Source organism: Desulfonatronovibrio magnus, assembly GCF_000934755.1.
GTDB lineage: Bacteria > Desulfobacterota > Desulfovibrionia > Desulfovibrionales > Desulfonatronovibrionaceae > Desulfonatronovibrio > Desulfonatronovibrio magnus.
In genome coordinates, this window is sequence record NZ_JYNP01000005.1 from 12,135 (window position 1) to 37,162 (window position 25,028).

The 25,028-nt window shown below is 49.2% G+C and carries 26 protein-coding genes; 7 read left to right on the top strand and 19 right to left on the bottom strand.

The window, feature by feature from the left end:
* Positions 1 to 112: 112 nt before the first annotated feature.
* From LZ23_RS00055 to LZ23_RS00065, 3 genes are read left to right on the top strand one after another with little or no spacing between them, the layout of a single operon-like run.
* Positions 113 to 2,428 carry a xanthine dehydrogenase family protein molybdopterin-binding subunit gene (locus tag LZ23_RS00055; protein ID WP_045210504.1) on the top strand — a complete coding sequence of 772 codons (2,316 nt, stop codon included), beginning with the start codon at positions 113 to 115 and terminating at the stop codon, positions 2,426 to 2,428.
* The gene (locus LZ23_RS00060) at positions 2,425 to 2,925 is read left to right on the top strand and encodes a (2Fe-2S)-binding protein (RefSeq protein ID WP_045210506.1); all 501 of its coding nucleotides are present in this window, start codon (positions 2,425 to 2,427) and stop codon (positions 2,923 to 2,925) included. The genes LZ23_RS00055 and LZ23_RS00060 overlap by 4 nt, the downstream gene beginning before the upstream one ends.
* On the top strand, positions 2,922 to 3,770 hold the full coding sequence (locus tag LZ23_RS00065) for an FAD binding domain-containing protein (protein ID WP_045210508.1): 849 nt from the start codon (positions 2,922 to 2,924) through the stop codon (positions 3,768 to 3,770). Before LZ23_RS00060 ends, LZ23_RS00065 begins: the two co-directional genes overlap by 4 nt.
* Positions 3,771 to 3,893: 123 nt before the next feature.
* On the opposite strand, the gene LZ23_RS00070 is transcribed toward LZ23_RS00065, so the two are convergent.
* From LZ23_RS00070 to LZ23_RS00145, 17 genes are all read right to left on the bottom strand, one after another.
* Positions 3,894 to 5,114, bottom strand: coding sequence for an MFS transporter (locus LZ23_RS00070; protein ID WP_045210510.1), 1,221 nt, complete (start codon positions 5,112 to 5,114; stop codon positions 3,894 to 3,896).
* Between the two features lies 1 nt (position 5,115).
* On the bottom strand, positions 5,116 to 5,781 hold the full coding sequence (locus tag LZ23_RS00075) for a nucleotidyltransferase family protein (protein WP_052506978.1): 666 nt from the start codon (positions 5,779 to 5,781) through the stop codon (positions 5,116 to 5,118).
* Entirely contained in the window at positions 5,774 to 6,799 is a 1,026-nt protein-coding gene (locus LZ23_RS00080; RefSeq protein ID WP_052506979.1) for an XdhC family protein, read from the bottom strand. Before LZ23_RS00080 ends, LZ23_RS00075 begins: the two co-directional genes overlap by 8 nt.
* The gene (locus LZ23_RS00085; protein ID WP_045210512.1) at positions 6,796 to 7,032 is read right to left on the bottom strand and encodes a hypothetical protein; all 237 of its coding nucleotides are present in this window, start codon (positions 7,030 to 7,032) and stop codon (positions 6,796 to 6,798) included. The genes LZ23_RS00080 and LZ23_RS00085 overlap by 4 nt, the downstream gene beginning before the upstream one ends.
* Positions 7,033 to 7,330: 298 nt before the next feature.
* Entirely contained in the window at positions 7,331 to 7,855 is a 525-nt protein-coding gene (locus LZ23_RS22060) for an Lcl C-terminal domain-containing protein (RefSeq protein ID WP_084590814.1), read from the bottom strand.
* Positions 7,856 to 8,245: 390 nt separating this feature from the next.
* Positions 8,246 to 9,307 carry a hypothetical protein gene (locus tag LZ23_RS00100; RefSeq protein WP_052506981.1) on the bottom strand — a complete coding sequence of 354 codons (1,062 nt, stop codon included), beginning with the start codon at positions 9,305 to 9,307 and terminating at the stop codon, positions 8,246 to 8,248.
* A gap of 17 nt (positions 9,308 to 9,324) precedes the next feature.
* The gene (gene relB, locus LZ23_RS00105) at positions 9,325 to 9,594 is read right to left on the bottom strand and encodes a type II toxin-antitoxin system RelB family antitoxin (RefSeq protein ID WP_045210516.1); all 270 of its coding nucleotides are present in this window, start codon (positions 9,592 to 9,594) and stop codon (positions 9,325 to 9,327) included.
* Positions 9,595 to 9,642: 48 nt separating this feature from the next.
* Positions 9,643 to 9,816, bottom strand: a complete 174-nt coding sequence (locus tag LZ23_RS23805; protein WP_157493048.1) for a hypothetical protein — start codon at positions 9,814 to 9,816, stop codon at positions 9,643 to 9,645.
* A gap of 852 nt (positions 9,817 to 10,668) precedes the next feature.
* Positions 10,669 to 10,875, bottom strand: a complete 207-nt coding sequence (locus LZ23_RS23810; RefSeq protein WP_332308250.1) for a Fic family protein — start codon at positions 10,873 to 10,875, stop codon at positions 10,669 to 10,671.
* 200 nt (positions 10,876 to 11,075) lie between these two features.
* Positions 11,076 to 12,326, bottom strand: coding sequence for a type II toxin-antitoxin system HipA family toxin (locus LZ23_RS00110; RefSeq protein ID WP_052506982.1), 1,251 nt, complete (start codon positions 12,324 to 12,326; stop codon positions 11,076 to 11,078).
* Positions 12,327 to 12,329: 3 nt separating this feature from the next.
* Positions 12,330 to 12,551, bottom strand: a complete 222-nt coding sequence (locus LZ23_RS00115; protein ID WP_045210517.1) for a helix-turn-helix transcriptional regulator — start codon at positions 12,549 to 12,551, stop codon at positions 12,330 to 12,332.
* Positions 12,552 to 12,961: 410 nt separating this feature from the next.
* Entirely contained in the window at positions 12,962 to 13,195 is a 234-nt protein-coding gene (locus LZ23_RS00120) for a type II toxin-antitoxin system RelE family toxin (protein WP_045210519.1), read from the bottom strand.
* A gap of 49 nt (positions 13,196 to 13,244) precedes the next feature.
* Positions 13,245 to 13,394, bottom strand: coding sequence for a type II toxin-antitoxin system RelB family antitoxin (gene relB / locus LZ23_RS00125; protein ID WP_157493050.1), 150 nt, complete (start codon positions 13,392 to 13,394; stop codon positions 13,245 to 13,247).
* A 72-nt stretch (positions 13,395 to 13,466) separates the two neighbouring features.
* The gene (locus tag LZ23_RS00130) at positions 13,467 to 14,534 is read right to left on the bottom strand and encodes an SO_0444 family Cu/Zn efflux transporter (protein ID WP_045210521.1); all 1,068 of its coding nucleotides are present in this window, start codon (positions 14,532 to 14,534) and stop codon (positions 13,467 to 13,469) included.
* Between the two features lie 287 nt (positions 14,535 to 14,821).
* On the bottom strand, positions 14,822 to 15,553 hold the full coding sequence (locus LZ23_RS00135) for a 3'-5' exonuclease (RefSeq protein ID WP_045210522.1): 732 nt from the start codon (positions 15,551 to 15,553) through the stop codon (positions 14,822 to 14,824).
* Complete coding sequence (locus LZ23_RS00140) at positions 15,553 to 17,433, bottom strand: putative nucleotidyltransferase substrate binding domain-containing protein (protein ID WP_045210524.1); 1,881 nt, start codon at positions 17,431 to 17,433, stop codon at positions 15,553 to 15,555. The genes LZ23_RS00135 and LZ23_RS00140 overlap by 1 nt, the downstream gene beginning before the upstream one ends.
* A 287-nt stretch (positions 17,434 to 17,720) precedes the next feature.
* Entirely contained in the window at positions 17,721 to 19,376 is a 1,656-nt protein-coding gene (locus LZ23_RS00145; protein ID WP_045210526.1) for a BCCT family transporter, read from the bottom strand.
* A gap of 1,348 nt (positions 19,377 to 20,724) precedes the next feature.
* On the opposite strand from LZ23_RS00145, the gene LZ23_RS00150 reads away from it, so the two are divergent.
* From LZ23_RS00150 to ldhH, 4 genes are all read left to right on the top strand, one after another.
* Entirely contained in the window at positions 20,725 to 21,066 is a 342-nt protein-coding gene (locus LZ23_RS00150) for a helix-turn-helix transcriptional regulator (RefSeq protein WP_045210528.1), read from the top strand.
* A 235-nt stretch (positions 21,067 to 21,301) separates the two neighbouring features.
* A complete protein-coding gene (locus LZ23_RS24885; protein WP_157493051.1) occupies positions 21,302 to 21,451 on the top strand; it encodes a hypothetical protein in 150 nt (49 codons plus the stop codon).
* Positions 21,452 to 21,522: 71 nt separating this feature from the next.
* Positions 21,523 to 22,149: a lactate utilization protein gene (locus tag LZ23_RS00155; protein WP_045210530.1), complete on the top strand. Its 627-nt coding sequence runs from the start codon at positions 21,523 to 21,525 to the stop codon at positions 22,147 to 22,149.
* Positions 22,149 to 24,302, top strand: a complete 2,154-nt coding sequence (gene ldhH, locus LZ23_RS00160) for an L-lactate dehydrogenase (quinone) large subunit LdhH (protein WP_045210531.1) — start codon at positions 22,149 to 22,151, stop codon at positions 24,300 to 24,302. Before LZ23_RS00155 ends, ldhH begins: the two co-directional genes overlap by 1 nt.
* A 90-nt stretch (positions 24,303 to 24,392) precedes the next feature.
* Here the strand turns inward: ldhH and LZ23_RS00165 are convergent, their stop codons facing one another.
* Together LZ23_RS00165 and LZ23_RS00170 are read right to left on the bottom strand one after the other, a co-directional pair.
* A complete protein-coding gene (locus LZ23_RS00165; RefSeq protein ID WP_045210532.1) occupies positions 24,393 to 24,734 on the bottom strand; it encodes a type II toxin-antitoxin system RelE/ParE family toxin in 342 nt (113 codons plus the stop codon).
* The gene (locus LZ23_RS00170; RefSeq protein WP_045210534.1) at positions 24,731 to 25,012 is read right to left on the bottom strand and encodes a type II toxin-antitoxin system Phd/YefM family antitoxin; all 282 of its coding nucleotides are present in this window, start codon (positions 25,010 to 25,012) and stop codon (positions 24,731 to 24,733) included. The genes LZ23_RS00165 and LZ23_RS00170 overlap by 4 nt, the downstream gene beginning before the upstream one ends.
* Positions 25,013 to 25,028: the final 16 nt, after the last annotated feature.

Consider the following 25,028-nt stretch of genomic DNA (forward strand, 5'->3'; position numbering starts at 1 on the left):
CAAAAAATCTTTTTTGCGGCCTCAGGAGTCAGTAAAAACAAAGATTTATGGAGTTTTTTGCTGAACAAGTTCCTGCCCGCCATTTTGCAGGGAAATCATTGCAGGAGAGGAAATGAAAAACGAAAACAAAGATTGGGCCCCTGACAGGGCATTGGAAATCGGTCGCCCTACTCCCCGCATTGACGGATTAGGAAAGGCGTGCGGCACTGAACGTTACGCTGTGGACGAATACCCGGCCGGAATGCTTTGGGCGGGTGTAAAGCGTGCCGAAGTTCCCCATGCCCGTATTACAGGCATTGACATTTCCGTTGCTGAAAAAAGGCCGGGTGTGGTTCGGGTGCTGACCCGCAGGGATGTACCCGGAACAAACCGTCAGGGGATCATGCACAAGGACCAGCCAGTACTGGCCGGAACCAAGGTCCGCCACCTTGGAGAACCGGTGGCTCTGGTCCTGGCTGAGGACAGGGAGGCTCTCAGTGCGGCTATAGATGTCATTGAAATGAGTCTTGAACCTCTGCCTGGAATTTTTGACATTGATTCGGCTCTGGAATTAGATGCCTCGCTGATACACCATGGACGTGAACAAGGCAATCTGCTCATTGGTTCATCCATAATCACCGGCCAGGGAAAGGCAGCCATGGCTGATTGTCCGGTACAGGTCAGTGCAGAATTTACTGTCCCTGCCCAGCGCCATGCTTTTCTGGAAAATGAAAATGGAGTGGCCTGGCAGGATCCTGATGGCACGCTGCACATGATTGTTTCCACTCAGGCTCCCTTCAGGGACCGTTTTGAAATATCTCATGCTCTGGGGCTGGACCCCACGCGCATTCGGGTTCAAGCCCCGTATCTTGGCGGCGGGTTTGGCGGCAAGGACGGGGCTACTGTGCAATGCCTGCTGGCCCTGGCTGCTATGCATGCAAACGGGCGGCCAGTAAAAATGTGCTGGAGCAGAGAGGAAAGTTTTCAGAGCGGATACACCCGTCATGCAGCCAGGATGCGTTACCAGCTGGGAGCGGACAGGAACGGAAAACTGATGGCCCTTGTCTGCCATGTGGACTTGGATACAGGGGCATATGCCCATCTTGGAGGCGAGGTTCTGGCCCTGGGCATGGAACATGCCGGAGGTACCTACAGGATACCTAACGTTTACATTAAAGGCAGGGCTGTTTATACCAACAACCCTGTGGCCGGAGCCATGCGCGGCTTTGGCGTGGCCCAGGTCAGTTTCGGCATGGAACGGATCATGGATATTCTGGCCAGAAAGCTGAGTATGGATTCCCTTGATCTGCGCCGGAAAAATGCTCTGCACAGAGGTGATCGCAATCCATGCGGCGTGACCTTGACTGGATCCACCGGGATTGCAGACTGTTTGGAGAAATTGTCCAGCAACCCCCTGTGGCGGGAGAGAAATACCTGGACAGCAGAGGCTGGCCGGTTCAAACGCCGCGGGGTTGGTCTGGCTGTGGTCCACAATGCAATGGGTTATGGACGGGGTTTGCCTGATTCAGCCATAGCCAAAATAGAACTTCTTCCGGATGGAAAATTTTGCATATACAGTGCTGTGGCAGATATGGGCCAGGGGAATGCCACTGCCTACGCCCAGATTGCAGGGCAGATTCTTGGCCAGAATGCTTCAAATATTACCGTGGTCCAGCCGGATACCAGTCGTTGTCATCCTTCAGGATCTTCCTCAGCCGGACGGACTACCTATACTTTCGGCAACGCACTGATTAAAGCCTGTCACAATATGAAAGACAAGCTGCTGGCCAGGGCAGCCATGTTCTTTTTTCTGGAAGAACCAAGGGATCTTGTGCTTGTTCATGGAAACATCCGTCATCTTCCAACCAGCAGGGATTTGCCCTTAAGCAGGCTTGGATCATTTTTCTCCCGGGACGATTGTCAGGCCATGGGCGAAGCCTTCATGCCCGCTGCCAAAGATAATCTGTCCGGGGGTAAGGAATTTCAGATTGGCTTTCCCCATCTGCTTTTTGCCCATGCAGCTCACGCCGCATTTATAGAATTAGATGAGCTGACCGGTCAGGTTGAAGTCTGCCATTACCTTGCTGTGACCGAGGCCGGACGAGTTCTCAATCCCCAATCCTTTGAACAGCAGGTTCACGGCGCTGTAGCCCAGGGCCTGGGTTACGCCTTGAGTGAAGACATGCTGATAAACAATGGCCGGGTTCATGCTTCTTCACTGGCAACATACATTATTCCCACAGCCGTTGATGTGCCTGAAATACAGTCTTGGACCTGTGATGTAGAGGAATCCAGTGGTCCTTTCGGCATGAAAGGCGTAGGCGAAGTGGGTATGAACGGTCCATTGCCGGCAGTAGCCAATGCCCTGTATTCCTGTGGAGCCAATATATTTCACGCCCCCCTGACCCCGGAACGGGTCCTTTTTGTCCTGACCAGGAGAAAAAAATGATCATAAATTGTACCATAAACGGAGAAAAAATAGAACTGTCTGCTGAACCTGACCAGAGGGTGGTGGATCTTCTGCGTGAGGATCTAAGGCTGTTGGGCAGTAAAGAAGGATGTGGAAGCGGTGAATGTGGCTCATGCACAATACTGGTGGACGGTGTTCCCAAATTGTCCTGCCTCATGCTGGCAGCCCAGCTCGAGGATCGATGCATAACCACAATAGAGGGGCTGGGCACTCCTGAAGCACCTCACCCTGTTCAGAAGTCCTTTGCAAAGCACGGGGCTGTACAGTGCGGTTACTGTACCCCCGGGATGGTAGTTGCTGCAGCAAATCTTCTTGAACAAAATCCACACCCTGATCGTTCAACCATACGTAAAGCCATTTCCGGGAATCTCTGCCGCTGCACTGGTTATCAGAAAATTGTGGATGCAATCCACGAGGCAGGGAACTTATATAAGTGCTCTCACGAGGACAAAGATCCTTCAGGGGGTTCAAAGTGAATCAAATTTTTTTACCCAAAACCCTTGATGAGCTCTGGTCCGTTCTAAATGATTATCCGGATGCCGCACTTATGGCCGGCGGTACGGATCTGCTGGTTCAACGCAGGGCCGGTCTGAAACCGGTCAAAAATTTGATCTGTCTGGAACGTTTGTCTGAACTTCAAGGTATCAGCCTTGAAAAAAATATAATGAGCATTGGGGCCTGTGTTACCCACAGGGCCTGTTTGGATTCAGACATGATCCAGCACCATGCCCCGGTTCTAACCCGTGCCCTGACTCACCTTGGGGGTCCGCAGATCCGAAACATGGGTACTCTTGGCGGCAATATCTGTACTGCTTCTCCTGCAGGAGACAGTCTGCCTGCCCTGCATGTGCTGGGAGCAAAGATTTTGCTGCTTTCCAGAAATACACAGCGCACCCTTTCCATGGAGCAGTTTATTACAGGACCAGGGCGAACGGCCATGAAGCCTGGCGAGATTCTGGCCCAGGTGCATATACCGTCAGATCAGGGTTTTCAGATCCACCATTTTGAAAAAATCGGGCAACGAAAGGCCCTGGCCATAGCCATGGTCAGCCTGGCTGCCATGATCAAAACAGGTCAAAGAGGAATAATTAAGGAGGCGAGGCTGGCCATGGGCAGTGTCGGTCCCACAGTGATTCGCCCAAAAGAGGCAGAAGATGCCCTGGTAGGCCGAACACTTAGCATAAGTGCATTGCGTCATGCCGCAGGCCTGATCAGTAAAGCTGTTAATCCCATCAGCGACATTCGGGCAACAGCTGAATATAGGCGTGAAGCAGCCGGGAATCTGATGTTGCGCCTGAGCTTAATACCAGCAAAAAAATAACTCAACAGCGATATCTATACATTGACTCACCCATGGACTGTCTTTTTTATGGCCGGGATTTTAAAGCTGCTTAACCATTTTTCACAGCAAAAGTGTCTATCCCGGATTTTACAGTATTCCAGATTAATTTCTTCGGGCAGTATCAGATCTCGACATTTTAATTAAAGTCAGACTGATAACAGATCCCATAAGGGGCAGGATGGAAAATATCAGGAACATTTTTCCATAGTCCGAGCCCATGGTCAGCAGCATTCCCGCCAATACAGGCCCCATCCAGAAGCCTGCGTCCATGGTGAAAAGCATCATATTTGTATTCAGGCCGCGCAAATGCTGCGGAGATATGTCAAACATAGCCGCATTGAGTTGAGGCATGATAAAACCAAGACAAAGACCGTAAAGCCCGGCCAGAGCAAGAATAAAATTTACTGTTCCTGTCAGGCTGAAGAAAACTAAGCACAGGGCAAGGATAAAGAGAAAAATAGACAACATGGCTGCCCGGTTGACCCTGTCTAAAAGCTTGCCGCACACAACTCTTACAAGGATGGTTGCTCCAGTAGAAATACTGAAAAACAGTCCCGGATTGCCGGATCCTGATGCTAACAGATGATCCTTCATATAGAAGAAGACCACTGTGGTACTGATGAACAGGAGCAGGTTGGCTGCCAGTAGCCTGGCTACTCCTGGAATGAGCAAGTCCTCAGAGATTTCTTTGAAACTCGGACGCTCCATAGTTTTTGCAGGCAGATCAGCAAGGAGATGTCTAATCCTTCGGGATAGTACAGGAAGCAGAAACAGTGCAGGTATAAACAGGGGAGAAAAAAATGCATACACATATGAAGCATCATTAACCCGGCTTAAAAGCGGTTCCACCAGGGGCGGCAACACTGCATAAGGCAAAAGACTGGTAATGGAGAACACCCCGAATCCCTGTCCGGTCCGACCAGGTGGGATAAAAATGACCAGCAGGCTCACGCAGGCTGATATCATTACCACAAACCCCGCTCCATGAAGGACTCGAACCAATGCCAGAACCCACAGGCTCTGAGCCTGTGAGTAACTTAGCAAAGCAAGCATGATTAGAATCAGACCCAGACCCATGCCCCGGACACTGTTCCGGGGTGTAAGCCATGGGCTGATGATGGGCCGAAGTAAAAATGCCGTTCCTGGTTCAAGGCCTATCAATATTCCACGCCAGGCCGGTGGAACGCCTATCCCTTCCAGATATGAATTAAACCCATAAAAAAGAGACAGATTGCAGAAAGCCAGGAAGCTGATGCTGCTTAAGGCAACAAATTCAAAGGTAAGCAGGGAACTGGCTGAATTAGAAGAGATTTTCCTGGACATGCTATAGGCCTCTCAATTCATCAGCCTGCAGGATAAAGTTTTTTTCAACATCTATATAATCTTTTGCCCGGTCCAGATCCTTAGGAGTATCCATATCAAACATAATGCCTGGATCATTAACCTGGACATTTATTACTTTGTCTAACCCGTAAGCCGTCAGTTCTCTGAAATATCCACCCAGGCCGCCCTGTCCGTTCCAGGTATTCATTTTAAAAATGTGGTCTCTGTGGATCAGCGGTGGATGACCGCTTCTTCCTCTATACATCGGCTTTAGTACTCCGGAAAAATTCTTTCCAGACCTGACCCAGCATTCTTTTAAAATATTTATGGTCTGAGGTTTAATCAAAGGAATGTCGCAGGGAAGAACAAAAAAAGCAGTAGCAGAAGAGGGCAAGGCTGAAGTCCCTGCCATGACTGAGCTGAACATATCCTGGTTGCGCGAATCAGGATTGTTTACCGGCAAGGCATTTATATTCCTTACTCGCTGAATAACAGCTTCATGACTGTCTCTGACAACCACTATAATGTCATGTATCAGACATGCCTGCATCAGGTGAATGCAGCGGTCAAGCATGGGAACACCTTCTACGGGAAGCAGTTGTTTGCAGGTCCCCATGCGTGTTGAATTTCCAGCTGCCAGGATAATAGCGGCAAATTTCTCAGTCACTGTGCAAATGCCTCTGAAGCTTTGCCCGGACCTGGATCAACTGAGCCACAACACTTACTGCGATTTCTTCCGGAGTTTCTGCCCCGATGCTCAGACCAACAGGACAATGCACCCGGCTCAAGTTCTCTTGCTTTACTCCAGCCAGGCTTAGAGAGCTAAAAATTGCATCACGTTTGCGAACACTTCCAATCATGCCGATATAGCAGGCTGGAGTCTTGAGGACCTGGGAAAGCACTTCCGCGTCATGTGCATGCCCCCTGGTCATAATAAGAACAAAAGCAGACCGCGATATACTGATTTTTTCTAAAAAATGGCTGAATTCTGAGATGTGCCAAGCTTTTATCTGGGAGGGAAACTGTTTTGGATCAGCAAATTCCTGCCGATCGTCAAGGATGGTGACCTCAAAACCCACTTGAGCAGACAGTAAAGCTGTATGTCGTCCCACATGGCCGGCTCCAAAAATGAATAATTCAGGCTGGGCCCTCAAGCAGTTCATTACCCAGGCCTGATCGTCTTTCCAGAATAGTTTTGTATTATAAGGCCTGTCAATGGCCCCAAGAACATAATCTGGAATTCCAGAATTGCCTGGCCAAAGCATGCGTCTAATGCTGTTTTTATCCAGTACCGTAATGAAATGGACATCCCTGGCCTGGCCCAGTCTTTTTAAAATCTCTTCATACAGGACCACAGAGTCAAGCTCAGGGTCAATACGTTCCATTAGAACATCTATGTTCCCTCCGCAGATTAGCCCTTCTTTTGAAGCTTGAGACGCGGAAAGGGAAAAATGTCTTATGCCAGCCTGCCCATGTTCAAGGATCTCTTTCATGCAGGCAATAACCTCAGATTCCAGCACCCCGCCGCCGACACTGCCCATTACTGTCCCATCACGGGTCATGAGCATTCTTGCTCCAGGACTGCGCGGAGCCGATCCGGTTCTGGAGCAGATTACAGCGCTTACCACCTGCCGGCCGTCAACGAGACAGCGTAAAGTTTCCTGAAAAAAAGCTTCATCATTCATGTTGACTGACAAGACCCCAAAAAACAATCTTCCCTGAGCAGGCTGGAGAGAAAGCGGAACACCGTGTTAAAGTCTTCGAATCGGTCCAACACATAGGGGGTTTTCCGTATCGGCACCAGCCCTTTTCTCTCGGTGAGCTGGTTGAGGGTCTGCAGGCCGATGCTGCCTTCCAGGTGGATATGCAGCTCCGCCTTGGGCGCATTACGCCACTTCTTCATCAGTTCTTCGCTCATGTGCGCTCTCCTGTCGTTTGCCTGTCAGGGAAGGATCGAATATCTGACTGAACCAGGAATCGTTCATCAGGCCTCAATTTCTTTTGGAATGCTTGTGTTAGATGTCGTTACATCAACAATTTCAAGCGCCATTTTCAAAAGATCAATGACGGCGAATTTCGGGGCAAAACAGTCAAAAGTTCTCTTAACCATTTGAATTCATTTACCATGATTCTACCTATTCGTCATTCCGGCGAAAGCCGGAATCCAGTGCCGTTGAATAGCCATATTCCGTATGTGGTGAATAGTTACGAAAACACTAGAATTTCCTTATAACCTTGGTATTTGACTTGGTATTTGAATGTGCATTACGCACAAAGCGTATAAAATGATTATTAAAAACGACTTCATATCGCATACTGCCATTGCTGAAATCTACGACCCATGCAGCAGAATCGTTATATGAATCAGATGACCAATAACCTTCATTTTTTACAACCATCATAGATTTACAAACTGAATTGTAAAGATTGAATAATTCTCCTTTGCTCGGCAATCGCCAGTCAGAATGACCACCAATTGTAATATCAGCAGTATGATTTGCGCGAGTCCAATTGCCAGCAGATATATTTTTTTGCCACATCAGTCTACTATTATAGTCTGTTACTGTCCCATCTCCATTGTCTAAGCACTGCTGGGCAAAGGTCACCCCAGGCATAACAAATCCGGCCAGGCAAAGCATAACCGCCATAGCTGCAACCGCGTAAAGCTTTTTCATGATTTTTTCTCCTGTTGAGGTTGGACCGTTATGGTCTTGCATCTCTTTCAGCACGATCCATGCCATATATAAAACTGCACGAATCCAAGATGTTATATGAAAGTGCCAACTGTTCAAAGCCGTGCTGTTTGCGCCCACTTAGTTAGCACTGCCAGGATTCTTGGCGATCCGAAAGATGTCTGGAATCTGTTGGTGTCGTGTTCGGAGCGCAAGGACAAGGAGGCCAATGGGCGAAACTTCGCTCCTGTCTGCTGATAGCAGGGCGGCGCGGGTGACAAGAAATTGCTTTTTCCTGCCCTGGCAAAAAAACGGGGCATCAACGACAACCCCGTGCAATTTACCAAACAAAACCGACAATTATCGCCTGTAATGGCTGCCGGCCAGCTTGTCAACAAACAAACCGAGCGCGAGAGCGGCATGAAGCCTCGTCCTGAATCGAACTGGTGCGTGACCGCGTCAACCTTGGGGGAGAGGAGCTGTTTTTTCCTGCTCCGCCCTGATCCGCTCCAGCAGGGCCCGGGCCTTGTCATTATGCAGCCTGATGGCTGCATAGTCCGGCCGCTCCAGGATCTTCTGCATCAGCAGCCCGTCGCTGTCGAACCAGCGCGGCAGGTAGCCGCCCAGGAACCATCCGTCGGCGCACAGCCGTTCCACGGCCCCGCCCACCTCCGTCTGCCCCAGGTTCAGGAATGCCTGGAGCGTCACGCACCCTTCCCGCAGGGCCTCGCTTTCCAGCCCTTCCAGAACACGGGGAAAATCCGCGCCCAATGAAGGGAACTGGAACCGGGCCGTGCCCGTGCCGGGAAAGACCTGCACCTGGTGAACGGTCTGTCCGCCCGTCGGCAGGGTATCGGACGCCTCGGCAAACGTGCGCTGAAAATCCCGGTCCGCAAGGATGAAATCCAGAATATCCCGGTGCCTCTCAGGCAGGTGGACCCTGTGCGGTCGGTCCCGGACGGTCTTGAACTGCAGGAAGCAGGACATCCGGCCCGAGGCCCCGTCCCAGCCCTGGCTCGGGGGCAGCAGGCCCAGCTGCACGGCGTAGTCGGCCATGTTCGCCTGGATGCCGAAGAGCTGGGTCACGATGTGATTGGTCACGGGCTCAGCGTAAATCCCTTCCACGGGCAGGCTTTCCGCCAGGGGTCCGTGGACGTACGTGTTGATCATCTCGGCGATGTTTCGCCTCCGGTGGCTTTTCAGCACCAGATACTGCCCCACTTCCAGCAGCCCGGCAAAGGGCGGCGAGCTGCGGTAGAGCGCTCCGTGGGCGACAATCACCCCGTCCTCGGTCTTGCAGACCACGGAGCTGAGCTGTTGCTCCTGGTTCAATTCCAGAATCCGCCGCGGAATATAGTAGTCCTCCACGGGATAGGCGTCGCCGTACACCGCGTGGTAGAGCCGGGCCACGCCGGTTTCGTCCCCCGGGGCGAACAGGCTGAGCGCAACCTCCTGCTCCACGTCCGCCGTCAACGGGTCGGCCGCAAAGCGTTCGACGAAATACTGCTTGTCTTCGGGCATGATCCATCTCCTTCCTGTCAGTACAGGGCCGCGACTACGCTGCCCACCGCCTTCACGGTTCGGCCTTCAGCGGCAATGTCACGGGTCAGTTTTTCCACCAGAACTTCCAGGGACCAGGTCCTTTCAGGCGGGTTCTCTAACCTGTGTACCGCAAGGTAATAGTCTTCCAGATCTTCCAGGTGCTCAATGATTGCTTCACGGGCATAATAAGTCTTTGTTCTTCCCGTTTTTTCAGCCAGATCAACGAGTTTTTTTTCGATGTCTCCAGGCAGTCTGATAGCTAACATATTTTTTCTCCTGACATACAAATATAGCAAATTCGTGCAGGTCGTCAATCATGTAAAAACACTTAAAGTGCCATCTTTCATTTGATCTATGCCCCCGGACGCTGCCCAGGGTTTGTCACGAATATAAGTGTTACGCTTGTTGGTTTTATCCCACTGATATTTGTTTCTCGGACAAAAATCGCTACCGCTGATAACACTGATTATGGCTGATAAAAGTCTCATTTAATCTGTGGAGATCTGCGCAATCAGCGGCTAAAATTCTTTTCTTTGCTTTTGATATGAAAGCAGAAGACATTGAACCGCTGATCTCGCTGATTTACGCTGATAAAAGAAAATGCAATAATTATATTCAGCAAAGAAAAATATTTTTTCGCAGAACAAAACTCATCCAGATATCGCTTTTTCTTACCTGTGAAGTTTGAACAGAAAAGTCAGGACAAATCAAGCCATAATCAGGAGTCAGGGAACAGGGGACAGGGGACAGGGGACAGTAGTCAGTATTCAGTGGTCAGGAAGAAGGAATCAGTAATCAGGAATCGGAAGTCGGCAGGCAGCGAAAAAAAAAGGATATCTCACGCCCGGCCTACGCAGGCCTAGAGCCGCCCCGGTGAAATCCGCCCAGTTAAATGACGGAAATTAAACCGGGTAAACTTCGCTGAGACTGCGTCCCCCAATGAAATCCAGCATAGCTGGACTGCCAAGGGCAGTATTTCACGGGGTAAATATTTCACTGGGCAGGCCGAGAAACGGCAGGCCGAGAAAGGCAGGAGGAAGAAATTTAATATTCGTATCCACCGAGCCGGTGGATATGGATAATATGCTCCCCGCCCGGGGGGCGAGATCCTTTTGCGTTACTGCGCTTCGCAGAAATGCAAAAATGGTTTCTCTTCTCAGCGCCCTCTGCGTCTCTAGCGACTCCTGGAGCGGGCGAGAGCCAAAATGTCTTACGTCTGAGTCGGAGCCGGCATAATCATTGGCGTTAAGCCTTTTTCCGGCTAAATACGCTTTCACCGGTTTTATGAATCATACACGAGCACAAAATGCTTCATATCCCTCTACCATATTTAAAAGAGGTTATATGCTTTTCAACAAGATCATCCCTTTTTGAGTCAGCCGGTATTTTTGTCTGCTGCTTTTCGGCTTGTCTGGAATGGTCATTTCAACAAGTCCTGCCTTAATGGTCGGGGTCAGGTAAACTTTACGAAAATGATCTTCATGCTTCAGGTTCAGTGCCTGCTGCATTTCCACCCTGGAGAGTTCACCGTTTATGATCTTAAGCAGTCTTTGAACTTCCCCGGTAACTTCCCCGGTAACTTCCCCGGTAACTTCCCCGGTAACTTCCCCGGTAACTTGCCTGGTAACTTCCCCGGTAACTTGCCTGGGAGAAGATTTATCTGAGTGGCCATAATTTTCTTCCCCTCCCTGGAACTCCCTGCTCTCCGTGGTGAGAAAAGGTCTTCACTTTGAACGGTTTGGTATATTCAGTTAATTTCCTTCATGTTCCGCTCGGTTCTGTCTTTCACCGCACCAGCCAGTTTGTCCAGAAAAGCATGCGCAGAAGAATGCTCGGCAAACCCTTCAAGTGCCGGATCAACAGCCTCCCGGACGGCCTGACAAAAAAGACCGAGTTCATCCAGGACGAACTTTGGTTTAAGATCAAGTTCCCGGGCCATTCTGCACCAATGCCTGTTCATCAACCATTCCGGCCTGTTCTCTCCTCCGATCTTCATGGCCATCTTCCGGCTCAGTTCCTGGTACATCAGGGTTGAAATCAAGTCGTAGAACGGGGCGAGCCTTGGCGCCTTTCCCTGATCATAGAGAAGGGAAAGGTTTTTGGCGTGAGCGTCCGCGTTGCCCAGCAGGACATTAAAAAGAGTCCATCTTAAAAGAAGCATCAGGTCTCTGGCAGGAGAAGCACTGTGTCTGCGCAAAAGGTCTGAACAGTCTTTCAGGCCCGGCCCCCCCTCAGCCTCATACTTGATCTCGGGCGATTGGCCAAGTGCCTGACAGAAATCCTCCTGATGCACCCTGCGGATTTCCTCATGGTCCACCAGGCGATCATACCGGGCTACCAGCAGAGCATGGTTACTGCCTAAATTTAAGACAGTACACAAAGGAGCAGGAAGCCCGGACGCTCTTGCCAGAGCCATGCAGAAAGCCTCATTAAAAACCGTACGTTTCAAATGGGGGATGGAAGGTTTAAGAATGTGAGTGCTTGGCGCTCCACCTGCAGGAAGGTAGAAGGATTTGCCGTCAAAGCGAAGGGGAAGCTTGTCCTGGGCTCCTGCCAGGGAAAGTCGCAAGCCGTCCTCGCCTGCCAGCAGAGGACGTTTTGGAAGGTCGGCAGCAATTTTTTCCAGTTCCAGGGCACTCAACTTCCGGTAGGCTTTTTGTCTTTCCGACAGCAGAGCCCCCTCAGGGTACAGACTGATCGCCCCGGCACAGTCACCTCCCAGTTCCCTGAGCAGACCGAAAATATTTTTTGTGGACAGGCCAAGCTTTGCGGCAATCCTGTCCCTGACAGAGCCTTCAGGCAGGATGTTGGCAAAGAAAAATCTCACCGCATCGCCGGACATGGTTTTATCCTGCAGAGGAAGAGATACAGATAAAGGTATTGAGTGAGGATCCCGGAGCCATTCAGGGTCGTACCTGAAATGGTACGTCCTGTTTTCGTCCAGCCATAGTTTTCCCGTCAAGGTTTCATTAAAATAGACCAGCAGGGGCTCATCCATGGCTTATTCGCCCCTTTTTTTCACATCCAGATACAGGCCAAGGCCATCCAGGACTTTAAACAGCTTGTCCAGACGGGCCGTGGGTTTTCCTCTTTCCAGCTCTCCCACGAAACGCACTCCTACCCCGGAAAGTGCGGCCAGCCGGGCCTGAGTCAGTCCGTCAGCTTTTCGTTTTTCGGATATTATCCGGCCAATCTTCCTGGCATCTTCAACTGGTTGGGTCATGATGTTTTTCGCTTATCCCCATGGGGAATAGATTGTTTGTCACGAGCATTTTAAGATCAAAATATTCCTGATCGGGTCGAATTAGCCTATGAAGCTTTGAATTGCAAGCAAATATTCCCGATCGGGGTTTTGGGCTGGAAAGAAGAAGTCTTTTTATCTCTCGCCCGCTCTCCCGCTAAAAGCGGGATCGCTAGAGTCGCCCCAGTTAAATCCTCTTCGAGGTGCTTACGAATTCAATCGCGCCAGGGCGTGACAAGTCAACTCAAAGAGCCCATAATTCTCTGCTGGACATGCTTTCATAATATTTCTGTATCTGTTTAGCGCTTTGGATGTGGCACGGCTTCCTGCCCGGAGGCATACAGCCCGGAGGGGGACTGGCTCTTCCGGGACCCACTTGTGCCAAAAATGAGTCACTTTGAGCACAAACTGATGCTCAAGTGGGTCCCGGAGTGCCTGTCCCGCTGCCCAACGCGATATTTCCAGAATCCTGACAGATTTTTCCGAAGAGGATCACCAAAACGGCGTGGATCTTCATGTGTTGCAATCCGGTTCCTCAGGTAAGCAAGGATACCCCTCTGGGCCTGCCGGTCCAGCCTGCGCAGTTCTTTTCTGGCTCGATCGTCAAATTCAACCTTCCAGATCAACTTTCTGCTCCAGCTCTTCTAAGGACCAGGTCTTTTCAGGCGGGTTCTCTTACCTGTGTACCGCAAGGTAATAGTCTTCCAGATCTTCCAGGTGCTCAATGATTGCTTCACGGGCATAATAAGTCTTTGTTCTTCCCGTTTGTTCAGCCAGATCAACGAGTCTTTTTTCAATGTCTCCAGGCAGTCTGATAGCTAACAAATATATTCTCCTGACATAAAAATATAGCAAATTCGTGCAGGTCTCAATCATTTAAAAGCACTAAAAGTGCCGCTACAGGGGTAAGACTACCTTTGAAATCTTCTGAAAAAGCAAGATAAAAAACAGCACTGCAAGTGATGACCATTCCAGCCATTTCGGGAGTAGCTCCCTGGAGATTGCGGTTACTGAAGACAAGTCCGGTACCCATTGGCTGACCATCAGTTCCAGGGCTATTCCCAGCAGCATTGTGGAACAAATAATCCCTGCGACATAACAGATCAGTGTTGTATTGCCCATTTCTCTGCGGATGACTCCCAGGGTGGCCATACTTGTAACCGGACCTGCCAGCAGTAGTACCAGAACTGCACCCGGTGCAACTCCTGTGGCGAGAAGAGCTGCTCCTATGGGAGTAACTGCTGTGGCGCAAATATATAAAGGTATTCCCGCAACTGCCATGAGAAGCATTACGCCAATTCCGCTTCCATGACTGGCCAGAGTTTCTGGGGGAAAAAAGGTCATGATGCCTGCAGCAATGACAGTTCCCAGGGCAATCCATAAGATAATATCGTTTAGAACCTGATAAAAGACATATTTCATGCCCGAGCTAAGGCGCTCCCTGAGCCCTTTTTTCTGTTCAGGTGCAGTATGGTTGTCCGTTTTCCGGCATGAAGGTTCTGAGCAACAGCACTTCTGTGCAAACGTCATTTTTTCTACAGCATGTATATTCTGGTCAGCCAGGGCAACCAGGAGCCCTGTGGATACTGCTGTAACTACTGCTCCGGTCACCCTGGCAAGAGTCATTAACGGACCGAGCAGGGCATTTGTAATGAATACAGAGTCAACGCCAATGCCGGGCGTGCTGATTAGAAAAGATATTGCCGGCCCTTTGCCCGCTCCTTTACGGTAAAGAGTCAGTGCTGCGGGAATTGCTCCGCAGGAACATAAAGGCAGGGGAGCTCCAATGAAGGCAGCCCTTGAGACAGCTGTTGGTCCTTGTCCGCTTAACCACTTTTTTAAGAACTGTTCCGGCATGAAGGCTTTAATCAGGCCAGAGGCGAAAAGACCTATAAGCAGCCATGGGGCTATGGTCAGGGATATGGAGATAAGTGTGGTCAAAAAAGAATTGAACTCTGGAATCATATGTCACCATATACCAGATTTTCCTGTAAAAAGTAGGACAGAAACTTATTCTGCAAAAAAACCTCCATAACTTTTTGTTATTTTACGGACTCCTGACCCCTGATTCCAGCAACTGCAAAAGGTGTTTTGGCAGTCTAATGCGGGCTGTGCCCACAACCCAATTTGAACAAGGATCGTTAAGCTTAGGCGATAACCTTACTTTTCAGGCTGAAGGCTGAAGGCTGAAGGCTGAAGGCTGAAGAATAAGGTTCCTGGGCATTATTGCTCCTGTCAACATTGCTTTTCTTTCATCTCCAGAGCTCATGCAATGGCGTATCTAAAGTATAATGCCACGCTGCCTGAGCCTGAAAAAGCTCTGCTGTTGCCAGGGCATCTGTCAGGGCATGGTGAGGAGGATATACAGGCAGGTTGTAGCGGGTCCTGCTTGCTGCAAGACGGATTGACCTTCTCCTGAGCCCAAGCATCCGGGCCCACCAGTCACTGAACCCTCTTCTCTGCCAGCGGTCTTCAATATCCATGGTATCTATAACCGGGAAAACAATACCTTCCTGAAAATGTTCCTGCATGGCCGCATTGAGAAATTGACGCTCTATCTGCCTGTAATGCACCACCATTACAGACCCTGCCATTGCTTTGAGCAGCTGGGGGATAATTTCTTCCGGTCCTGGACTATGTTTGACGTCGGCATGGGTTATTTTATGAATGACCACTGATCCGTGCCTGAGGGGCTTTCCTGGGTTGACAACCCAGTACAGTGACCTGCTGAAAAATATTCTGTGAATGGTCATGGGAACCAGGCCGATACTGACTATGGCATCCTTAGAAGGATTGAGTCCTGTGGTTTCAAAGTCCATTGCCATCAGGGGGACTTTATTTAAGGGTGTTTCACCGTCAACAACTGCACGGTAAAAATCCTTCAGCAAAGGGTGTCTGACTCTATGTTCAAGTTGTCTGAAAATTTCCGGCCAGCTGAAGTCAGCACCTTGATTTCCGGTTTTTCTGCGCAACAGGTGCAGCATTAACCCATCCCTTTGTGGCCTTTGCCTCCAGGATGTTTAAATTTCAGGAATTTCTGGGCATTGCTCACAACCTGAAAAGCCTGTTTAAGATTACGCCGCTCAAACGGGCTCAATTCCTCAGGGTTGATATTGTTGTTAACTTGAGTGCCCTGCATAATTTTCTCCGCCTGATGACGGATGCGAACCATGGACATAAATTCCATTGCATCCCGCAGAGCCTCTACCTGGCCTGCTGGAAGAAGTTTTGCGTAACTGATATCTCCAAGCCTTTCAAAGGAATTCTGGGCAGTGGACCCAACAGCCAGAGCATGAACCCTGACCAGGGATACCAGAGGCGCTGTTCCTCTTTGCTTAATATTTAATGAGTTTTTATGCTTGCCGTCCTGCTCCAGCACAAAATCCTTAAAAAAACCCAGAGGCGGCGTCCTCCCAAGGGCATTTCTGGCCATAGCCGACAGGAATGCCGGGCTCATGCGGGCCTTGGCAGCAATCTGTTCCTTTAGTTTTTCCACCCACTCAACCTGTCCATAAACACCATCAAGATCAAAAAAAATCGAGCTGTGCAGGAGTGATTCCCGGGTTGGGCTGTCCATCCACTTATCAAAGTATTCCACCCAGACCTGCTTTGGACAACGCCACTTTTCATTAGTGGCCATGACCTCTCCTTTGCAGTATGGATACCCGCACTCTGCAAGTCCATCAGAAACAAACGTAGCCATCTGTCTGAAGTATTCATCGTGGATGGCAGCATCAAAGGAATCATCCAGAATAAGAGCATTATCCTGGTCTCCTCCGGGAAGAAGCTCATCCCTGGCCATAGAGCCCAGGGTCATAAAACAGAAAGGAATGGGCGGAGGCCCCAGTTCTTCCTGGGCCAGTTCCAGCAGGCGCAGGGTAAAACTGCGGCCGAAAATGGTCATGGCGCTGCCCACCATATGAGAATTGGCATTCTCATTGGCCATGCGCGCAAAACTGGATTCAATCTCCCCCTGCAAAACTGATAGCTCCTGCACATTCTGGGCTCGTAGTATTCTGGCCACAACAAACAGGCTGTTCTGAGATTCATAACGTATCAGATCTGAAAGCGCGATGAGCCCCACTGTCCTGCCGGAGCGATTCACTGGAAGATGATGCAGATTGTAGCGAAGCATGATCAGCATGGCATCGAATATATATTGCCCTGCATCGACTGTAATCAGATCCCGGGACATAATGGATGAAACAGGTGTTTCATATGGCAGTGCAGCTGCAATAAACCTTGTGCGCAGATCCTGGTCGGTAATAATGCCTACTACTCCAGAATTGGGTTTTTCATCATTTGTAATCAACAAAGAAGACACCCCCTGTTCTGTCATCCTGGAGGCAGCATCAAATACTGTGGCAGTCTGGTGAATGGTTACCATATCCCGGGAAATCAGCTTATGAATTCTGGTACGCATCAAATCATTGGACCTGCGGGCCCTGGAAACGGCCTGTCTGAGTCCAGACTGTTCCCCATGTCCAACATAATCAGCAAAGGCTTCATGTTCGTCACACAGCTGAACAAACAGATTCTCAGGAATAATGTAAACCAGAGTATCTTCAATGGCTCTGGCAGGAAAACGGACTCTGTTGTTCATCATAAGACTCATATGTCCGAATATGGTGCCCTCACCCTGGCGGTTATAAAGCTTGCCGTTCTTGCGAAATATTTCCACTGCTCCGCTGCGGATAAAATATACCTGATGAATCTCCTGGCCTGACAGCAGAATATCACTCCCTGCCTTGTAGTAAGCAGCATCAACCTTAGAAGCCACATGCTGAACAACCTGGTCCGGCATGTCTTCAAACGGTTCAAACCTGCTTAAATAATCTGCAATTTCAATATGTTCCACTTCCATAAATTTGATAAGCCTTTGTTTAAAAAGTTATTGTAACAGCCCTTTTCTAAGGAAAGCAAGGGAAAGACAGGAACCTCAGCATGTATTTCAAACCAGGCCAGATATCTATTCAAATCTAATTGACTTTACTTTATCAATCAAGAACCAAGAACCAGAATCTTTGAACCCTCAAGAATGCTATTATCATCAAAGCCTGCGCTGTCCCACAGTCCATAAAAAAAGGCCGGGGAGCAGTTTTACTCCCCGGCCTTCTACAGGAATTTTTTCCTGTCCTGTTCAGGGGTTTATTAGGATCGAGGTTCAGAATACAGTCCCTTGATAAGCGACCAGCAGGCAACAATCAGGACCAGGGTAAAAGGAAACCCTGTGGAGACCGCCATGGCCTGCAAAGCCACCAGCCCTCCTCCGAGAATCAGGGCAATGGCCACCAGCCCTTCAAAGGTACACCAGAAAATCCGTTGAGGCACAGGAGCTTCAACCTTGCCCCCGGCCCCAATAGTATCAATAACAAGGGAGCCGGAGTCGGAAGAAGTAACAAAGAACACTACCACCAGGACAATGCCGATGAAAGATGTAATCTGAGCCAGCGGCAGAATATCAAGCATGGCAAAAAGCTGCAGAGGCAGGTCTGCATCTGCAGCACCAGTATAACCATCGTTTAGAAGCTGGCTGATGGCAGTGCCTCCGAATACGGTCATCCATAATACACAAGCTGCTGAAGGAATCAACAGTACTGAAATTATGAACTCCCGCACAGACCGTCCTCTGGAAACTCTGGCAATAAACATGCCTACAAACGGTGACCAGGAAATCCACCAGGCCCAGTAGAATGAAGTCCAGCCCTGGGCAAAATTACTGTCTTCACGGCCAATGGGGTTGGCAAGTGCCGGTAAATGCTGAAGGTATGCGACCATGTTTGAGAAAAAGCCCGTGAGTACGGCCAGAGTCGGACCGACTATAATTACGAACAGCATCAGCAGGGCAGCCAGAGTCATGTTGATTTTAGACAGACGCTGCACTCCAGCTTCAAGGCCTGCAACAATAGATACAATGGCAATGGCAGTGATCAGCAGGACCAGCACCACCTGGGCAGTATCGCCGTCAGGCAGGTTGAAAAGATAACCCAGGCCTGCAGCTGCCTGGGAGGCTCCCAGGCCCAGGGATGTCGCCAGACCGAAAAGGGTGGCAAAAATGGCCAGGATATCAATAATGTGTCCAGGCCAGCCCCAGACCCGCTCCCCGAGAATGGGATAAAATATTGAACGGACAGTCAGGGGCAATCCCTTGTTAAAGCTGAATAAAGCCAGACCCAGAGCTAAAACCGCGTATATGGCCCAGGGGTGAAGAGCCCAGTGATAAATTGTGGCAGCCATTCCCAGCCTCATTGCAGCATGGGGGTCATCCGCTGCGCCCCCCAGTGGGGCCCAGTCAGTGCGGACTCCATTCTCTAACGTGGTCCCTCCCAGAGCGCTGCTGAAATGGGCGAGAGGCTCGGAAACCGCGTAAAACATAAGGCCAATGCCCATCCCGGCCGCGAAAAGCATGGAAAACCAGCCTAAGTAAGAAAAGTCAGGGGTGGCTTTAGTACCGCCAATACGTACTTTTCCCAGTGGGGAGATTACCAGAAACAGGCAGACCAGCACAAAGATATTGCCGGCACTTATGAAAAACCAGTCAAGATTGGATGTCAGCCAGTCACGCAAGTTTCCGAATACAGGTTCTGCCTGACTCGAAAAAAGCAGAGTAAGGACCACAAACAGAACAATCACTACTGAAGACAATCCAAAAACAGGATTATGAATGTCCAGACCATACGGTCCGAATTTGTATGAAATATTGTCCTGACCAATCTTGTAGTCAGTGTCGACAGGATTAACCTCACCATCAGGCGGTATCATGTCAAGATGTTCATTTTTTTTGTCATTAGGCATTTTTTCACTCATTTCTCCTCCTTTGCAATAGATTTTTAAAATCAGAGGGCAACCTGCACCTGTAATGCACATGCTGATAAATTATGAGCAGGTTCCCTCGCCTGCCGTATATGATCTTCCCGAAAGAAATATCTGCCGGGTTGATGCTGTAAACTTAAAAAAAGGTTCTAAAACTATAGTGATATCTGGGGTCAAAATCTGATCTGCCCGGGGACTGCCCATCTGCACCGGACCAGTGCCTGAGCATTGCCAAACAGTAATACGCGTGAAGACTCTTGACGGATTGCATGTATAAAAGTGACAGCATTTTCCGGAAGTTGATTTGATGAAGCATGAATAAAGGTCAATCAGGATATGTTTTGTGTATATAATTATAAGACCCGGAGATAAAAGCCAGGTTGTATAGGCGGGAAATCAACGGGCAGGTTCAGTCTCTGTCTTTAATATTTAATTACGTATTAGCACATGACTCATTTGTCAAACGCAGACAAATCCTGCTTGCATCATGTAATGATAGAGTAGTAAACTTTTAATCTGACTCTCTTTTTTTGCACGGTTTCCTCATCGTCAAACGATATGCTTAACCTTCCGGAATGAAAAGCCTGCAGCATCTCAGAGAAGAGCTGTCCGGCATTGACCGCTGGCTGCAGCAGGTGCAGAAAAAATTAGATGATGGCCTGGGCAGGATGATTGAATCCAGAAGAATGTGATCAGACCTCATGAATTGAGCTTGAAGTAAGGCGGTTTGCATCTTAGTGACTTGCCGCTGCAGACCTGTAACAAAGAATAAGTGTAACTATTTAATGATTGATTCATCACATTTTTAGGTTAACCTCAGATTTATCTGATAAAGAATTATTAGCCACAGACAATAAGCCAGACTGAAAAGACAGACGCAGGATATTTCAGAGGTGAAAAGACTCGCTCGCAATGACACCTGAGCTGTCAGGGATGTAGTTGCTCTAAACCTGTCACCCACGAGGGACTCTAAGCGACCGAAGCAATCTGTATGGTAGGGCCATAATGCTTTGAATTTATTGCTATTTTGCTTTAGTAACTTACCGTTTCAATCCTGTAGAAAAAAACAAGTAAGTTTTTTAACCTTGAAAGAGCAATAATGCCCAGGAACCTTATTCTTCAGCCCTCAGCCCTCAGCCTTCAGCCCTCAGCCTTCAGCCTGAAAAATACGGTTATCGCCCCAACTTAACGATTCTTGTTTAAATTGGGTTGTGGGCACAGCCCACATTAGTTACTCAGAAGGTGTAACTTATATACTTGACAAAGATCTATGTTTGTACACAAAATGATTCATAGATAAACCATAAGACCCACTTAAGACCTACTAATAAACCATTGAGCCATGCCAAAACCAACTAATAGAACCTATTCACGCTACACTGAAAGCGCAATGCTGCTGCTGGCCAGTCTGATTCGGGAAGGACGTCTTGAACGTAAAATGACGGCTCAGGAGGTTGCTGACCGTGCCGGAATTTCCCGTGGTCTGCTGCAACGTATTGAGAAAGGTGATTTGAAGTGTGAGATTGGTGCTACATTCGAAGTAGCCCTAATCGTCGGAGTACCCCTGTTTGGAATGGAGGATGATGCACAACTTAAGTTCCAGCTCGAACAAACCAAAGCAAAGCTGGCGTTGATGCCAAAATCAATTCGCAAAACAAATAAGCAGGTTAAGGATGACTTCTGAATCCATATTCAATCATCATCGATTAAAATAACGTTGAAGATTTGTAACTGTTCACCATCTTTGCAATAAGCCCATTAAAATCCCCTGGATTCCGGCTCCCGGTTCAAGCCCGGGACAAACTTCATCGCAGTGACGGAATAGGGCAACCACCTGCTTCAACCGTCATACCGGTCCCGGATCGAGTCCGGGATGACGGATCCGGGGTCCATGTCTTTTATTTGTAGTGCTGTATAATATGAAAAATACCAACATTCAACCATGCAGGATTATTATGAAAAAGTGGAGTGTGAAGATAGTTGGCATCCCAGAAGTGGGGGTACAGTCCTGCTTGCTGGGCATGAGCCAGGCCGGGGCGCGGACTGCGGCTGATGCTGATCTGGATTAAAGGGCAGGAGATAGAATATGCAGGCCCGGGAGTAAGTTGATCAGGAAATTTTCAGGGCGAAGGAGCACAGCATGCAAGAAGAAATGGTGAATACATTTACAGCAAAAGCTGAAGCGGTTTCTGCCGTGGTCAGGAAAGTCAGCAATATGCAGCAGGCCCTGGAGTATGCAGTAAAGATCTGTGATGAAAAAGAAGCCTGCCGGCTGCTTTTGGCCGGGTGTGAACTTGCTGTATCCAATTCTGCAGCCGAACTGTGCCAGTTTTCCAGCGGAGAAAAGTTCATTGCCGCTCCGGGTCTGGACAGAGATGCACTGACCGGGCTCCAGGCCTTGGCTAAGGAAAGGGATATCAAGGTTGTTTCCTCTGGTTTGCGCAAGTACGCCTCAGGTCTTGATATGGGACTGGCTGTGGCGGATCTGGGGCTGGCTGAAACCGGAACTCTGGTGCTTGAATGTTCCTCTGAAGACCTGCGTCTGAGTACCATGCTCTGCGAGATAAACATTCTTGTCCTGCCTGTTTCCCGAATGAGGACTGGTACGGATGAGGCGGAAGAAGAGCTTGCAGCCATGATGAAAAATGGCTCGGCGTACCTGTCTTTTATAACCGGAGCCAGTCGGACCGCGGATATTGAAAGAGTTCTGGCTCTGGGGGTTCATGGTCCTCTGGAACTGCATATCCTGTTGTGGGAGGATGACTGATGCTTAACGCGGATAATATCAAGGAATATTTAAGTGAAATAGAAGAGGCCCTGCAAAACGATTTTCAGCGCAAAACCCTGGATACCTTTGCCGTGGCTTACCGGACAGGAAGAGCCAATGCTTTTTCCGGCATGGATATTCCAGGGCTGGTCAAGGATATAGCCCGGTCCAAGGATGATTCCCTGGCCGAAATGGATGAGCTTTACCAGCAGTTCAAGGAAAAAGCCCAAGCCCTGGGTGTCCATGTTCACCTGGCTGCTGACGCGAAACAGGCTAATGAAATCATTGCCGGCATCGCCCGGGAGCATCAGTGCCGCAATGTGGTCAAGTCCAAATCCATGACTGCTGAAGAGATTCATCTGAATGTCGCGTTGGAAAAAGAAGGCATGAAAATAGTGGAAACAGACCTGGGTGAATGGATAATCCAGCTCCGCAAAGAACCTCCCTCGCACATGGTTCTGCCGGCCATCCATCTTTCCCGGTATCAGGTGGCCGATCTTTTTGAGAAAGTGACAAGTAAAAAACAGGACTCGGATATTTTCAAGCTGGTTAAAGTGGCCAGACGGGAACTGCGCAGGGAATACGTCCAGGCTGATATGGGTATCAGCGGGGCTAATTTCGCGGTGGCAGAGACCGGCTCTCTGGGACTGGTGACCAATGAAGGCAATGCCAGACTGGTCACAACCCTTCCCCGGGTGCACGTGGCCCTGGTGGGACTTGAAAAACTCACGCCAAAGTTGAAGGATGCCCTGCTTCTGCTCAAGGCCCTGCCCCGCAACGCCACCGGGCAGCAGATCACCTCATATGTCACCTGGCTGACCGGCCCAAGTGAGTGCAAGAGTTCTGCTGACGGCAAAAAGGTCATGCATATTGTTTTTCTGGATAACGGACGCAGGAAACTTTCCTCAGATAAAAATTTTTCCCAGATTCTGCGCTGCATCCGGTGCGGAGCCTGCGCCAATGTCTGTCCTGTTTACCGTCTGGTGGGAGGCCATAAATACGGTTATGTCTATATCGGGGCCATCGGACTGGTAACGACCTATTTTTTTCATGGCCGGGACAAGGCCAGGCTGTTGGTGCAAAACTGTATCAACTGCGGAGCATGCAAGGAGGTCTGCGCGGCCGGCATTGATCTGCCAGGGTTAATCAAGGACATCCATGCCCGTATTCTGGATGAGGAAGGACATCCTCCAAGATCAAAGCTGCTGGCCATGGTCCTAAAAAACCGCAGGCTTTTCCACATGCTGCTCAGGAATATGCGTTTTGCTCAGCTTCCCTTTGCCGACGCCAAGGCCCGTTATGTCCGGCATCTGCCATCAATCTTCATGAAAGGGCAGGACTTCAGAAAGCTGCCGGTCCTGGCATCCACTGCTTTCAGGGATAAATGGAAGTCCGTAAAACCTAATGTATCCCGGCCGAAACTCAAGGTGGGACTTTTTTCAGGCTGCGCTGTGGATTTTATTTATCCTGAACAGATGGAGGCAGCAGTCAAAGTCATATCCAAAGGAAAAAGTATTGCCCAGGATCATCCTGAAAAACAGACCTGTTGCGGGTTGCCTGCCCTGATGATGGGCGAGAAAGACGCGGCCAGGGAAACTGCCCGGCAAAACATAGAAGCCTTTGCATCATCCGGGAGTGACTATATTGTAACCCTGTGCGCTTCATGCGCGGCTCATCTTAAATATGGTTATCCAAAGCTGCTTGAAGGTGAAAAAGGGCTTGAGCAGAAGCTAAAAGCCTTTACAGACAAGGTCATGGATTTCAGTTCTTTTGTCCGGGATGTGATGCGCATTTCTCCCATGCTTTTTAGAAAAACCGTTCAAAAGGTGGGGTACCATTCTCCGTGTCATCTCTGCCGGGGGCTTGAAGTCCGGGAGGCTCCAAGGGCTAACATCAATCTGGTCCATGAATATGTTCCCACTGCTGAAGAAGAGGTCTGCTGCGGATTCGGGGGCAGTTATTCTCTGAATTTTCCGCCGGTATCCAGAACCCTTCTGGCCGGGAAAATGGCCAATCTTCGGGCCGGAGGGATCTCAGCGGTAGGCACTGACTGTCCAGGCTGCGTAATGCAGATCCGCGGGGGGATGGCCAGGGCCGGAATTGATATTGAGGTCAAACATGTTGCTGAACTAATGGCTGAGCAGCTGAAATAGGCAGGGTTTGCTCCCTGATGATGGTTTTTTTTGTGTATTTCCCCGCCAGCTGGATATTGTTAGCTCTGCTCCAGTGCTGAAGAGGCTTGTCTATAATCTTGTTCTTGAATTCATGAATCGATCCAGCAAAATATCTTCAACATTCCGTCTTGAATCTATAACGGATAAAACAATAACATTTGTGTCTGATATTCTGTAAATAATCCGCCAGGGTGGAACAATTATTTCTCTATAGATGTGTATACCCTGATCTTTCAGCTCAGGTACGATCCTGCCTTGATCAGGAAAGGTGTAGAGGCTTGAAGCTTCCTCTCTGATTTTTTTCAGTATTCCCAGCGCATTGTCCGGGCTGTCAACTGCAATATGATCAATTATTTGTTTCAAATCGCTCTGGGCAACAGCAGCCCATTTAACATGGTATGTCCGGCTCATTTGCAGCTTTCTTTCAGTTCACCTTCCAGTTCATCGAACATTTCATCTTGTGACTTTGTCCGTCCCTCCCTGATATCGGCTTCCCCTATTGAAACAAGCTTTAACAGACCGAGGGCATTACGCATATTTTCGTAACTCTGAGGATCTTGAAGCACAGCTCGAGGTTCGCCATTTTGGGTTATTATAACAGGCCGATGCGTTTCATTAATTTGCATGAGTAAATCGGCCGCCCGTGATTTTAGATAAGTAACCGGTTTAATATCGTTCGTAATATTCATATTTTTTTCCTCCAGC